12 protein-coding genes and 2 pseudogenes are annotated in these 13181 nt (G+C 42.0%); 11 read left to right on the top strand and 3 right to left on the bottom strand.

Annotated elements, in window-relative coordinates; translation table 11 throughout:
* Positions 1-61: 61 nt before the first annotated feature.
* The 10 genes and pseudogenes from ftsA to ileS all read left to right on the top strand — a co-directional run bounded on the left by ftsA (position 62) and on the right by ileS (position 9177).
* The gene (gene ftsA, locus PW220_RS07760; RefSeq protein ID WP_248054044.1) at positions 62-1438 is read left to right on the top strand and encodes a cell division protein FtsA; all 1377 of its coding nucleotides are present in this window, start codon (positions 62-64) and stop codon (positions 1436-1438) included.
* A gap of 25 nt (positions 1439-1463) precedes the next feature.
* A pseudogene (ftsZ, locus tag PW220_RS07755) lies at positions 1464-2439 on the top strand (cell division protein FtsZ); the annotation flags it as partial.
* Positions 2440-2546: 107 nt separating this feature from the next.
* Positions 2547-2699 (top strand): annotated as a pseudogene (locus PW220_RS10375) (cell division protein FtsZ); the annotation flags it as partial.
* Position 2700: 1 nt separating this feature from the next.
* On the top strand, positions 2701-3372 hold the full coding sequence (locus PW220_RS07750) for a YggS family pyridoxal phosphate-dependent enzyme (protein WP_248054075.1): 672 nt from the start codon (positions 2701-2703) through the stop codon (positions 3370-3372).
* A 19-nt stretch (positions 3373-3391) separates the two neighbouring features.
* Entirely contained in the window at positions 3392-3946 is a 555-nt protein-coding gene (locus PW220_RS07745) for a cell division protein SepF (RefSeq protein ID WP_248054046.1), read from the top strand.
* Between the two features lie 4 nt (positions 3947-3950).
* The gene (locus PW220_RS07740; protein WP_105124757.1) at positions 3951-4214 is read left to right on the top strand and encodes a YggT family protein; all 264 of its coding nucleotides are present in this window, start codon (positions 3951-3953) and stop codon (positions 4212-4214) included.
* Between the two features lie 2 nt (positions 4215-4216).
* On the top strand, positions 4217-5008 hold the full coding sequence (locus tag PW220_RS07735) for a YlmH family RNA-binding protein (RefSeq protein WP_248054047.1): 792 nt from the start codon (positions 4217-4219) through the stop codon (positions 5006-5008).
* A gap of 8 nt (positions 5009-5016) precedes the next feature.
* Entirely contained in the window at positions 5017-5706 is a 690-nt protein-coding gene (locus tag PW220_RS07730; protein WP_248054048.1) for a DivIVA domain-containing protein, read from the top strand.
* Between the two features lie 231 nt (positions 5707-5937).
* Entirely contained in the window at positions 5938-6375 is a 438-nt protein-coding gene (locus tag PW220_RS07725; RefSeq protein WP_044692224.1) for a GNAT family N-acetyltransferase, read from the top strand.
* Positions 6376-6387: 12 nt separating this feature from the next.
* Positions 6388-9177 (top strand): isoleucine--tRNA ligase, encoded by a 2790-nt coding sequence (gene ileS / locus PW220_RS07720; RefSeq protein WP_248054049.1) that lies wholly within the window; start codon positions 6388-6390, stop codon positions 9175-9177.
* 84 nt (positions 9178-9261) lie between these two features.
* Here the strand turns inward: ileS and PW220_RS07715 are convergent, their stop codons facing one another.
* The 3 genes from PW220_RS07715 to PW220_RS07705 form a co-directional block, all read right to left on the bottom strand.
* The gene (locus PW220_RS07715; RefSeq protein WP_105113716.1) at positions 9262-9570 is read right to left on the bottom strand and encodes a DUF1827 family protein; all 309 of its coding nucleotides are present in this window, start codon (positions 9568-9570) and stop codon (positions 9262-9264) included.
* A 55-nt stretch (positions 9571-9625) separates the two neighbouring features.
* The gene (locus tag PW220_RS07710; RefSeq protein ID WP_105113717.1) at positions 9626-10084 is read right to left on the bottom strand and encodes an NUDIX hydrolase; all 459 of its coding nucleotides are present in this window, start codon (positions 10082-10084) and stop codon (positions 9626-9628) included.
* Between the two features lie 310 nt (positions 10085-10394).
* Positions 10395-12623: an ATP-dependent Clp protease ATP-binding subunit gene (locus tag PW220_RS07705; protein ID WP_248054050.1), complete on the bottom strand. Its 2229-nt coding sequence runs from the start codon at positions 12621-12623 to the stop codon at positions 10395-10397.
* 218 nt (positions 12624-12841) lie between these two features.
* Between PW220_RS07705 and PW220_RS07700 the strand changes: the two genes are divergently transcribed.
* Entirely contained in the window at positions 12842-13072 is a 231-nt protein-coding gene (locus PW220_RS07700) for a DUF1797 family protein (protein ID WP_024532454.1), read from the top strand.
* The last annotated feature ends 109 nt before the right edge of the window (positions 13073-13181 follow it).

Below are 13181 nucleotides of genomic sequence, written 5' to 3'. Positions count from 1 at the left end.
TATACTATTTTTCAAAATGGAAGATGATTTGTTAAAGTGGAAGTAAGAGAGGACTGATAGAATGGCTAGAAACGGCTTTTTTACGGGATTAGATATTGGAACAAGCTCCGTTAAAGTCTTGGTTGCAGAATATAATGAAAATGAAATGAACGTAATTGGTGTCAGCAATGTGAAAAGTGCTGGTGTCAAGGATGGGATTATTGTCAATATTGAGGTTGCTGCAGGTGCAATAAAGAAGGCTATCGAACAAGCCGAAGAGAAGGCGGGAGTCCGAATCGACAGAGTAAATGTTGGTTTGCCAGCAAATCTTCTACAAATTGAACCGACTCAAGGCATGATTCCTGTAACAACAGATTCACAAGAAATTACAGATGTGGATGTAGAGAATGTTGTGAAGTCGGCATTGACAAAGAGCATGACACCAGAACGTGAAGTGATTTCGTTTATTCCAGAAGAATTCATAGTCGATGGTTTCCAAGGGATCAAGGATCCTCGTGGTATGATGGGTATTCGCTTGGAAATGCGCGGGATGCTCTATACTGGACCTCGTACTATTCTTCACAATCTACGAAAAACAGTTGAACGTGCGGGTGTGCAGGTAGAAAACATTGTTATTTCTCCATTAGCTTTGACACGTTCAGTGTTAAATGAAGGAGAACGTGAATTCGGTGCCACTGTTATTGATCTCGGTGGTGGTCAAACAACCGTAGCAGTCATGCGTGGTCAGGAATTGCAATATACCAATATCTACCAAGAAGGTGGAGATTACATCACCAATGACATTTCTAAAGTCTTGACAACTTCAAAGAGCATTGCTGAGAATTTGAAATATAATTATGGCATTGCCTTCCCACAAGAAGCAAGTGATAAGGAAAAATTCACTGTTGAGGTCATTGGTGAGAGTGCACCTGTAGAAGTAACAGAACGCTACCTATCAGAAGTGATTGCAGCTCGACTTCGTCAGATTTTTGAACGTGTAAAACAAGATTTAGAACGAACTCGCGCCTTAGACTTACCAGGAGGTATTGTTCTTGTAGGTGGCGGTGCTATTCTACCAGGTATTACCGAGTTGGCACAAGAAGTATTTGGAGTAAATACAAAACTCTTTGTTCCAAATCAGATTGGCATACGTAATCCTTCGTTTGCTAGTGTTATCAGTTTTGTAGAGTATGTGGGAGAACTTGAAGAGGTTGCAGACATCGCTCAACGTGCTGTAAATGGTGAGACAATATTAAGACATAAGCCTGTAGATATTCCTATAGCACGTCCACGTATTAGTCAACCCATTCAGAAGGAGATTGTGAATGAGCTGAATGTGGTAGAACATGAAGAACCAGTAATTCCTGCCTACAGTAATGAGGTAGAAGAGAGTCGTCCAGCGACCAAAGGAAACCTAACAGATCGTATCCGTGGTTTGTTTGGCAGTATGTTTGAATAAGAGAATAGAAAAGGTGATATAAACTATGGCATTTTCATTTGAAGCAGCAGCAAGTCATGGTGCTGTCATTAAAGTTATTGGTGTCGGCGGCGGTGGTGGTAATGCCATCAACCGTATGATTGAAGAAGGTGTAGCTGGTGTTGAATTTATTGCAGCTAACACAGATGTACAAGCGCTAAGTAGTTCAAAAGCAGAAACGGTTATTCAGTTAGGTCCTAAGTTGACTCGCGGTCTAGGTGCTGGAGGACAACCTGAAGTTGGTCGTAAGGCGGCTGAGGAAAGTGAAGAAGTGTTGACAAATGTTCTTTCTGGAGCAGACATGGTCTTCATCACTGCTGGTATGGGCGGTGGCTCAGGTACAGGTGCGGCACCAGTTATTGCACGTATTGCTAAAAATTTGGGTGCCTTGACTGTAGCCGTTGTAACACGTCCATTTGGTTTTGAAGGAAACAAACGTGGCAACTTTGCTATCGAAGGTATCGAAGGCCTTCGCGAACAAGTCGACACACTTTTGATTATTTCAAATAATAATCTTCTTGAAATTGTTGACAAGAAGACACCTCTTTTGGAAGCTTTGAGTGAAGCTGATAATGTTCTTCGTCAGGGTGTTCAAGGTATTACAGACTTGATTACCAATCCTGGTTTGATTAACTTGGACTTTGCGGATGTGAAGACTGTTATGGAAAACAAAGGCAATGCTCTTATGGGGATTGGTATCGGTACTGGTGAAGACCGTGTTATTGAAGCAGCTCGTAAAGCGATTTACTCACCACTTCTTGAAACAACTATCGATGGTGCAGAAGATGTTATTGTCAACGTTACAGGTGGCTATGATATGACCTTGACAGAAGCAGAGGATGCATCTGAGATTGTTCATCAAGCAGCTGGTCAAGGAGTGAATATCTGGTTGGGAACATCTATTGATGAAACCATGAAGGATGAAATCCGCGTAACCGTTGTGGCGACAGGTGTTCGTCAGGATGCGGCTGAAAAAGCTGTCCGTCATCGTACAGAAACTGTTTCACCACGTCAGACACAACGTTTTGATTATCCAGTAGCTCCAGCAACGGCTCCAGTTCGCACTGCAGTAGCTCAGGTAGAAACACCAAAAGCTTCAGCATTTGGTGAATGGGACTTACGTCGAGAAAATCTAATCCGTCCTACTGATACAGAACCAGCTTCAACAGTAGCTGTTGAAAAGTTTTCAATGGAGCATGATGAAGATGAGTTGGATACGCCACCATTCTTCAGAAACCGTTAAGATGGATTTCCAAAAGAACAAGGATGATGTATTTTTAGCTGTGGCTCAAGCAGCTGAAAAGGCAGGGCGTCCAATTGAATCTGTAAATGTAATAGCTGTCACCAAGTATGTTGACAGCTCTATTGCTAATAAGCTAGTAAAAACAGGGGTAAGGCACATCGGTGAAAACCGAGTTGACCTGTTTTTAGATAAATATAATGCCTTGGCAGATCAAAATCTTACCTGGCATTTAATTGGAACACTGCAAAGACGCAAGGTTAAGGATATCATCAATTTTGTCGATTATTTTCATGCCTTGGATTCTGTAAAGTTAGCCAAAGAAATTGATAAAAGAGCTACTAGAAGAATTAAGTGTTTTCTGCAAGTGAATATATCTGGTGAAGAAAGTAAGCATGGATTTGACCTATCAGAGATTGATGAGGTCTTGTCTGAAATAGCTCAATTTAAAAACCTTGAGTTGGTGGGCTTGATGACAATGGCTCCTTTTGAGGCAGATAAATTGGAACTGCATTCCATTTTTTCTAAAATGAAGCAAGTTCAAGAAGAATTGTCAAATCGGCAGTTACCAGGAATGCCTTTTACAGAATTAAGTATGGGCATGAGTGGTGATTTTGAGATAGCCATTGAACATGGGGCTACCTATGTGAGAATCGGCTCTGCGTTTTTTGAATAGGTGAGGTAGGAAGAAAACCGTGGCACTAAAAGATACATTTAAAAATTTATTTAATTATTTTGAGGTTGACGATGTAAATGAAGTAGCTGAGCAAGAGGAAGCATATTCCATGCCAAATGAACGTCCTAAGATGCGTGTTGCTAATACGACACAAACTGTTAGTGAGCATCAGCAAAAGCCTGAAACACGTAGAGAAACACGTTCGGACTATCAAGTTCAGCGATCAAGTGAAAAACAACAAGATTTAAAAAATACAGTTATTAGTGATATGGCTAGGACAACCATTGACATTAAGTTTCCAAAACGCTATGAGGATGCTCCAGAAATGGTCAATTTGCTGTTAGATAATGCAAGTATTTTGATCGATTTTCAGTATATGTCAGAGCAACAGGCTAGACGTTGTTTGGATTATTTAGATGGCGCACGCTCTGTTCTTTCTGGTAATTTGAAGAAGGTATCTAATACCATGTGGCTATTGACTCCTGTAAATGTTACTGTACATATTGAAGAATTGCGTAATGCCAATAATGGACAAGGGGCAGATACGACTTTCGATTTTGATATGAAGCGATAAGCGTATGCAAATTCTGATTTTAATCCTATTAAAATTTGTAGAGATTTATTCCTATCTCTTATTTGCCTACGCTTTATTGAGTTGGTTCCCTGCTCTATTCACAAGTCCCCTTGGTCGTTTCTTAGAAAGTCTAGTTAGTCCGCTCTTGAAACCCTTTCGGCGCTTGAACTTACAATTTATGGGCTTAGATTTGACAGTCCTGGTGGCCATGCTAGTCTTGAATATGGGAACACGCCTATTGGTGCAACTCTTAGTTGGCCTGGTATAAACATGAAGAGTGAAAAGCATATTTTGGAACATTTTGCCCGAGAGGAGAGGGAATTTGTCGAGAAGGTGATGGATATGTGTCAGCAAGTTGAGGATACTTATTCATTGAGATTGACCACATTTCTAAATCCTAGGCAAGATGCGATTGTTCACATCATTGCAAATCATTATCAGTTAGAAGTATTCTCTAGTCGAGAATACGTACAAACAGAATATTCACGGTTAATTTTGGCTCCTAGTTATTATCTATTAGATAGTAATGATTTTAACTTGATGGCTTTAGAGATAGACTACTCTAGAAAATTTCATAGCCTTTCGCATTCGCAGGTATTAGGTACATTCCTACATCAATTAGGAATTCGAAGAGAATATCTAGGTGATATTACCGTCACCGATGAGCAACTACTTGTTTTTATAGATAAAAAATTTGGTGAATTAGCTCTTCAATCAATTTCTAAAATCGCTAGAGTTCCTGTTAAGATGCTTGAACAAGATTGGAAGTCTATTTCAATCAAAGCCAAAGAGGAATCTATCATGAAGGAAGTGTTGGTATCCAGTTTGAGATTGGATAAGTTGGTTGCAGTCGCTTTTCGACTTTCGCGAACAACTGTTGATAGATTAATTGAAGCTGGTCATGTAAAATTAGACTACGTTCAAGTAGAGCAAGGAAGCAAGCAAGTGGAAGTAGGACAGTTGATAAGTCTTAGAAAACATGGACGAGTTCTTGTGAAGGAATTTTTAGGTTTTTCTAAGCAAGGTAAAGTAAAATTAAAGTTAGAAATGATTAACATATAGGAGGAAAAATGGCACTTACAGCATTAGAATTAAAAGATAAAACCTTCGCAACCAAATTTAGAGGTTACGATGCGGATGAAGTGGATGACTTTTTAGATATTGTGACTCGTGATTATGAGGATTTAACTCGTAAAAACCATGAACAAGAGGCAGAATTAAAGACGCTTCGTGAACGATTGGCATATTTTGATGAAATGAAGGAGTCCTTGAGCCAGTCTGTTCTCTTAGCACAAGATACAGCTGAGAAAGTAAAACATGCTGCAGAAGATCAAGCAGCAAATATTATTAAACAAGCAGATTATGATGCCGCTACTTTATTGCACGAAGCAAAGGATAAGGCAAATGAGATCCTCCGTAATGCGACAGATAATGCAAAGAAAGTTGTAATTGAAACAGAGGAATTAAAGAATAAGACGCGTATTTTCCATCAACGATTAAAATCAACAGTGGAAAGCCAGCTATCTTTGATAAATTCTCCAGAATGGGAAGAAATTCTCCGTCCAACAGCTACCTATATTCAAACTAGCGATGATGCTTTCCGCGATGTCCTTCATAAGGCTTTAGATGAGGAAGTATCCATTGAAGAGGATAGCTTAGACTATACCCGTCAGCTAAGTCCAGAGGAAATTGCAGAATTAACTCGTCAGGCAGAAGCTTTTGATAAAGGGGAAACGATTGAAGTTTCCATTACAGAATAGTTTTCAGATACAAAGACAGTATTGCTAGAAATATATTCAGCGAGTAGGTGATGGTGGAAGACCTGCAATCCCTTTCTAGTCAAAGATCCCTTTGTCTGATTTTTCCTGAACAGTTAAGTAGGGAAAGACGTCGGTTCACGTTACGAACATAGAGGGATGGGGGAAACCCTATCTAAACTAAGGTGGTACCACGAACTTTCGTCCTTATTGGCGGGAGTTTTTTTGTTTGTTATGATCGGATTAGAATTAGTAAATAAGGATAATTTTGAAGAAGTCTTGCAAGTGCAGGTCTTAGAAGAGGACCAGCGTCGAGTTGCAACGGTTGAATATTCTCTGGCTCAGGCTTGGCTCTATCGGGATGAAGGAACTCTCCTTCCTTATGCAGTCAAATCAGGAGAGAAAATCGTAGGTTTTGTATTGTTGTCTATACAAGAAGACAAGAGCTACTATGTGTGGCGTTTGTTAATAGACAGGCATTGTCAAAATAGAGGCTATGGTAAGGAAGTCATCCGGCAAGTGATTGGTCTGGCTAAGGAAGATCCAAGTTGCCACACAGTTACCATGAATTATGTAATCGGCAATCATAAAATGCGGTACATCTTAGAAAAATTTGGCTTCCAATCAGTTGGTATGATTGGACAAGAAATAAAAATGGAATTAACTTTTTAAAAAGGAGATAAAATGAAATTAAAAGAAACCCTTAATCTAGGTCAAACGGCCTTCCCAATGCGTGCAGGTTTGCCAACTCGTGAACCAGAATGGCAAAAGGCTTGGGATGAAGCAAACTTGTATGCTCGTCGTCAAGAACTCAACGCAGGCAAGCCAGCCTTCCACCTCCACGATGGACCTCCATACGCAAATGGGAATATCCACGTTGGGCATGCTTTGAACAAGATTTCAAAAGACATCATCGTTCGTTCTAAGTCCATGTCAGGTTTCCGTGCACCCTTTGTACCAGGTTGGGACACGCACGGTCTTCCGATTGAGCAAGTATTGGCAAAACAAGGTGTCAAACGCAAGGAAATGGACTTGGTAGAATACCTTGAAATGTGTCGTGATTACGCTCTTAGCCAGGTTGACAAGCAACGCGATGATTTCAAACGCTTGGGTGTTTCTGCCGATTGGGAAAATCCATACATCACCTTGACAAAAGACTACGAGGCTGCTCAAATTCGTGTCTTTGGTGCTATGGCAGACAAGGGCTATATCTACCGTGGTGCTAAGCCAGTTTATTGGTCATGGTCATCTGAATCAGCCCTTGCAGAAGCTGAAATCGAATACCATGACATTGACTCTACTTCTCTCTACTATGCCAACAAGGTCAAAGATGGCAAGGGACTTTTGGATACAGACAGCTACATCGTTGTCTGGACAACCACTCCATTTACAGTAACCGCTTCTCGTGGTTTGACCATGGGAGCAGACATTGACTATGTCTTGGTTCAACCTGCTGGCTCAGACCGTAAGTACATCTTGGCAGAAGCCTTGGTTGACAGCTTGGCAGCCAAATTCGGTTGGGAATCCTTTGAAGTGATTTCAAAACACAAGGGTGCTGAATTTGAATACATTGTGACCGAACACCCATGGGATACAGAAGTGGATGAATTGGTTATCTTGGGTGACCACGTTACAACGGACTCGGGTACTGGTATCGTCCATACGGCTCCAGGCTTTGGTGAGGATGACTACAATGTCGGTGTCAAATATGACTTGGAAGTTGCGGTAACTGTCAACGAACGTGGCTTGATGAATGAAGCTGCGGGTCCTGATTTTGAAGGTCAATTCTATGACAAGGTTGTGCCAACTGTCAAGGAAAAATTGGGTGACTTGCTCCTTGCTAGCGAAGTGATCAATCACTCCTATCCATTTGACTGGAGAACCAAGAAGCCAATCATCTGGCGTGCAGTACCGCAATGGTTTGCCTCTGTTTCTAAATTCCGTCAGGAAATCTTGGACCAAATCGAAGCAACAACTTTCAATCCATCTTGGGGTAAAACGCGTCTTTACAACATGATCCGTGACCGTGGTGACTGGGTCATCTCTCGTCAACGTGCTTGGGGTGTGCCGCTTCCAATCTTCTATGCAGAAGATGGTACAGCCATTATGACCAAGGAAGTAACAGACCACGTTGCTGCCCTTTTTGAAGAGCATGGTTCTATTATCTGGTGGAAATCAGAAGCAAAAGACCTCTTGCCTGCTGGTTTCACTCATCCAGGTTCACCAAATGGCGAATTTACCAAAGAAACAGACATCATGGACGTATGGTTTGACTCTGGTTCATCTTGGAATGGTGTCATGAATGCCCGTGAAAACCTTGCCTATCCAGCAGATCTCTACCTTGAAGGTTCAGACCAATACCGTGGCTGGTTTAACTCATCTTTGATCACCTCTGTTGCTGTAAATGGTCATGCACCATACAAAGCTATCTTGTCACAGGGGTTTGTCCTTGATGGTAAGGGGATGAAGATGTCTAAATCATTGGGGAATACCATCCTTCCAAGTGATGTTGAGAAGCAATTTGGTGCAGAAATCTTGCGTCTGTGGGTGACATCCGTTGATACTTCCAACGATGTCCGTGTGTCTATGGATATCCTTGGACAGGTTTCTGAAACCTACCGTAAAATCCGTAATACCCTTCGTTTCTTGATTGCCAACACTTCTGATTTCAATCCTGTAAGTGATGCAGTAGCCTACGACGAGCTCCGTTCTGTTGACCAATATCTCTTGGTGAAATTCAACAAGTTGGTAGCTCAAATCCGTGAAGCCTACGACAACTATGATTTCATGGCTATTTACAAGTCTGTGGTGAACTTTGTAACACTTGATTTGTCAGCCTTTTACCTCGATTTTGCCAAAGATGTCGTCTACATTGATGGTGCTAAATCACTTTCTCGTCGTCAGATGCAGACAGTATTCTATGACATCTTGGTGAAAATTACCAAGCTCTTGACTCCGATTTTGCCACACACGGCAGAAGAGATCTGGTCCTACTTGGAACACGAAGCAGAAGAGTTTGTACAATTGGCGGAAATGCCAGAGGTGGAAACCTTTGCTAATGAAGCGCAGCTTTTGGCTGACTGGGAAAGCTTTATGGTCTTCCGTACAAAAGCTCAAAAAGCTTTGGAAGAAGCCCGTAATGCTAAAGTGATTGGTAAATCGCTAGAAGCGCATCTGACTGCCTATGTGTCAGTTGAAACCAAGTCCTTCTTGGAGAGCTTGAATGCAGACCTGGCTCAGTTACTCATCGTTTCAAACTTGACAGTAACAACTGAAACTGCCCCTTCAACAGCGCTTGTGGTTGATGAAGTTGCCTTTGCTGTAGAACGTGCAGCCGGAGAGGTGTGTGACCGTTGCCGTCGCATTGATACTAGCGTTGTTGAGCGTAGCTATGGTGCAACAATCTGTGACCACTGTGCTAGCGTAGTAGAAGAAAACTTTGCTGAAGCAGTAGCTCAAGGTTTTGAAGCATAAGCAATCCATATTCGTTAATTAAAGTCTATCTAGCGATAGGCTTTTTTATTGTCAATTGGTCAAAAAAAGAAGCCTTTCGGCTTCTTAGATTTCAGTAATAATGGGAATAGACATTTCAATCAAACGTTCGGTATGGATGGTTTGAATAGCAGCCTTGTCAATTGTTCGTTCATCAATCTTGCGGTGAAGGAAGAAATCACGGATTTTTTCGATTTCGGATTGTTGCACAGCCCTGTATTTGTTGCTGATTAAGAGTTCATAGTGACGAGGGGCCTGAGTGAAAATAACATCTGTATTACCAGCAGAATAGGTTTCTACTAGAAAGGCATCGGTATTGGCCAACTGATTTTGGACCAGGTATGAATGACTATTTGTCGTATTTATGATTTTCATGTGGAACCTCCTACATCTCTTTAGTTCCATTATAGCACGCTAGGGGGTGTTTTGGCTAGTTATCAGATACATTTTCTTGCAATTTCCATTGTTCAATTCCCCACTTGTGACTGCCTCGTTTGAGTTTTTCGATGGCCTCATCGATTGGGAACCAGGCAATGTGGTTAAAATCCTCTAAAGGTAGGCCGACCTGGTGGTAGCTGGTCACTTGATAGATGTAAGCGGGGTTGTAGAAGTAGGTATCTCGATGGCTAGAGTAGAAATATTCGTCAGCCTGACCATAATAGTGACCAATTTCGGCTGTAAAACCAAGCTCTTCCATTAGTTCGCGTTCTAGGGCGATGAGATGATTTTCCCCTTTTTCGATTTCCCCACCTGGTAGGAACCAGGCACCATTTGGTGCTTGAACGAGGATGATATTTTCTTTCTTTTCATCAGGGATAACAGCATAGACACCAAATCGATTTTGATAGTCTACGTCAGCCTTCTTTTCTCCAAAAACGGCAATATTCATAGTAAACTAAGTCCTTTTTACAATTGAGATGACTATATTATACCATTTTTCTTACATTTTTCCTCAGACTAGACTTTTCTGGTCAAATCAGGTATTTTTTTATATGTGAGGAAGGATTTTTGAAAAAACGAGGCTGGGCAAAAAGTCCAGCCTCTCTTCTCAGAGTTCGCATCAACATCTCAGCGCAGTGGTTGATTGGCAGATTTGTTCGTGTTTCACACTCCAAATCTGACCTAATCAACTGTGCGGGGGTGGGAAGACGAACTCTTTTTTGACCAGTCGAGTTCTTTCCCACTCCCACTTTTCCTACTTATTTTGTTTTTGTATGTGCCTTGATTTGAATGTTCCCCTTGCTGGTCATAACAGCGCGAAGGTCTTTTTCGCTTGGGTTTTCCAAGTAAAAGTCTGTAATGGCATCTTCAATTTGGTCTTGGATAGTTCTGCGTAGTGGCCGAGCCCCCATTTTGGGATCGTAACCTAGATCAACTAGCTTTTCTTTGACCTTATCTGTCACATGTAAGCTAATACCGTTGTTAGACAAGCGTTTGTTGACATCATCCAGCATGAGGCTGACAATTTCGAGGAGGTTTTCCTTGCTGAGTGGTTGGAACTCGATGATTCCGTCAAAGCGGTTCATGAATTCTGGACTGAAGAAATTGCTGAGTTGGCCAAGAACCGACTGGGTGCGACCTTCCATGGCTGCTCCAAAGCCTACACTTGCTTCAACCTTACCAGTTCCAGCATTTGAAGTCATGATGATAATGGTGTCCTTGAAGCTGACTGTGCGTCCCTGACCATCTGTCAGACGGCCGTCATCGAGAACTTGGAGGAACATGTGCATGACATCAGGGTGGGCTTTTTCTACTTCATCCAAGAGGATGAGAGAGTAAGGATTGCGGCGGACTTTTTCAGTTAGCTGACCGGCTTCTTCATAGCCTACATAGCCTGGAGGGGCACCGACTAGCTTGGCAACGGCATGTTTCTCCATGTACTCAGACATATCGAAGCGAATCATACTATCGGCAGAACCGAAGAGTTCGATGGCTAATTGTTTGGATAGTTCTGTTTTACCGACACCGGTTGGTCCGACAAATAGGAAGGAGCCGATTGGGCGGTTTGGCGCTCCAAGACCAACACGGTTGCGGCGAATGGCCTTGGCGATTTTGTCTACAGCTTCATCTTGACCAATAACATGGGCCTTGAGGTCGCTAGCCAGGTTGATGAGTTGAGATTGTTCTTTTTCTTTCAAATCACCAACAGGGATGTTGGTTTTTTGTTCTACGATGGCTTCAATTTCCTTTTCAGTAATGAGGGGAATATCTTCCTCGCTGATGGTTGCCTTTTGCATTTCCTTATACTTGGCAATCTGGTCGCGGAAATAGGCAGCCTTCTCGTAGTCCTCATCACGAGTTGCTTGGGCCTTACGATTTTCGGCATCAATCAAGCGTTGGTCGATTTCTTTTGGATCAACAAAATTGAGGGTCAGGTTCATCTTAGAACCAGCTTCGTCCAGTAGGTCAATGGCCTTGTCTGGCAAGAAACGGTCTTGAATATAGCGATTTGAAAGGACAGCAGCAGCTTCAATAGCTGCGTCAGAGTATTTGACATGGTGATAGTCCTGATACTTATTCTGGATACCCTTGAGAATGATAATGGTTTCTTCAACGCTTGGTTCTTCGACCTTTACAGGTTGCATACGGCGTTCTAAGGCTGCATCCTTCTCGATAATACGGTATTCGTTGAGGGTTGTTGCACCGACTAGCTGCATTTCACCACGGGCAAGGGCAGGTTTGAGGATATTTCCAGCATCCATATTGCCATCACCAGCAGATCCAGCACCGACAATCTCGTGGATTTCGTCGATAAAGAGGATAATCTCACGACGATTACGGATTTCCTCTATGAGTTTTTGCATGCGTTCTTCAAATTGACCACGGATACCAGTCCCTTGTACCAGGCTGACAACATCTAATCGGATGACTTCCTTACCTTGCAATTTTTGTGGCACGTCGCCGTCGACAATTTTTTGAGCCAACCCTTCAACAACAGCGGTTTTACCGACACCTGGCTCACCGATGAGGACAGGGTTGTTCTTGGTACGGCGGTTGAGGATTTCGATGACACGCGTAATTTCTTGGTCACGGCCAATCACTGGGTCAATATCTCCGCGACGGGCAATTTCCGTCACGTTGATACCAAACTCTTCTAAAAGTCCATTTGGTTGTTGGGGTTGCTGAGGTGGTGGAGTTTGCCCACCACGCCCGTTGTTCCCTCCTGCTTGTGTTGGTGGGGTTTGGTCACGTTTCTTGCCAGCTGGAGTGTTTCCTGGATAGCCTCCCAAGTGATTGAAGAACTCGCTGAAAGGGTCCATATTATTTGGGTTTGTTAAATCCCCTAAACCACGCAAGATGGCATTATTAGGATCAGTTTTCATAATTTGGTAGCAGTTGTGGCAGAGATCTACCTGTTGTTGCTTACCATTCAGATTGGTATAGAGATGGATGGTTGCATCGTTGATTTTACAGTTATGACAGAGCATCGTTCTACCTCTTTCTATGGAATGGACCTTTGTCAAATAGTCAATAAAGGTCAGTTATAGCTTTATTATAACAAGATTTAGGGAAAAATCAAGAAACTGCTATATTCGGAACATAATCACTTGGATGCCTTGGAACTGACAAGAAAATGTTGAAAAATCAAGACTTTTTTTATAATATGTGGTAAAATGTTTTTATAAAAAGGATTAGGAGAAGGAATATGGAATCACATTTGGTGAGAATTATCAATCGTCTGGAAGCTATGGCTAACGATGGCGGTACATTGAAACGTAATTTTGAGCGTGAAGGTGTTGTTGTTGCAGAAGTGGCTTATAGCTATGACGAGGAAAATGGTTCAGTATTTACCTTGCGTGATGTCGCTGCTCGTGAAACCTATACGTTTGACAGCATTGACTTGATTGCGATGGAAATCTACGAATTGTTGTACTAAGAACAAGCTCGAGCACCGATAGGTGCTTTTTTCTTGCAATAAAATGAATATCTAAGCAAAAATAGTTGCATAAATATTCAAAAATGGTATAATGGTGTCTAGATCATAT

Source organism: Streptococcus sp. 29892, from assembly GCF_032594935.1.
Taxonomy (GTDB): domain Bacteria; phylum Bacillota; class Bacilli; order Lactobacillales; family Streptococcaceae; genus Streptococcus; species Streptococcus hyiners.
This window is presented reverse-complemented; position numbering and strand designations above follow the sequence as displayed.

Bases quoted from the DNA above. Each gene is read 5' to 3' on its own strand.
- PW220_RS07750 (WP_248054075.1), top strand. From the start codon at position 2,701: ATGGATTTCCAAAAGAACAAGGATGATGTATTTTTAGCTGTGGCTCAA.
- PW220_RS07710 (WP_105113717.1), bottom strand. From the start codon at position 10,084: ATGAATATTGCCGTTTTTGGAGAAAAGAAGGCTGACGTAGACTATCAA.
- PW220_RS07740 (WP_105124757.1), top strand. From the start codon at position 3,951: ATGCAAATTCTGATTTTAATCCTATTAAAATTTGTAGAGATTTATTCC.
- PW220_RS07725 (WP_044692224.1), top strand. From the start codon at position 5,938: ATGATCGGATTAGAATTAGTAAATAAGGATAATTTTGAAGAAGTCTTG.
- PW220_RS07735 (WP_248054047.1), top strand. From the start codon at position 4,217: ATGAAGAGTGAAAAGCATATTTTGGAACATTTTGCCCGAGAGGAGAGG.
- PW220_RS07705 (WP_248054050.1), bottom strand. From the start codon at position 12,623: ATGCTCTGTCATAACTGTAAAATCAACGATGCAACCATCCATCTCTAT.
- PW220_RS07700 (WP_024532454.1), top strand. From the start codon at position 12,842: ATGGAATCACATTTGGTGAGAATTATCAATCGTCTGGAAGCTATGGCT.
- ftsA (WP_248054044.1), top strand. From the start codon at position 62: ATGGCTAGAAACGGCTTTTTTACGGGATTAGATATTGGAACAAGCTCC.
- PW220_RS07730 (WP_248054048.1), top strand. From the start codon at position 5,017: ATGGCACTTACAGCATTAGAATTAAAAGATAAAACCTTCGCAACCAAA.
- ileS (WP_248054049.1), top strand. From the start codon at position 6,388: ATGAAATTAAAAGAAACCCTTAATCTAGGTCAAACGGCCTTCCCAATG.
- PW220_RS07715 (WP_105113716.1), bottom strand. From the start codon at position 9,570: ATGAAAATCATAAATACGACAAATAGTCATTCATACCTGGTCCAAAAT.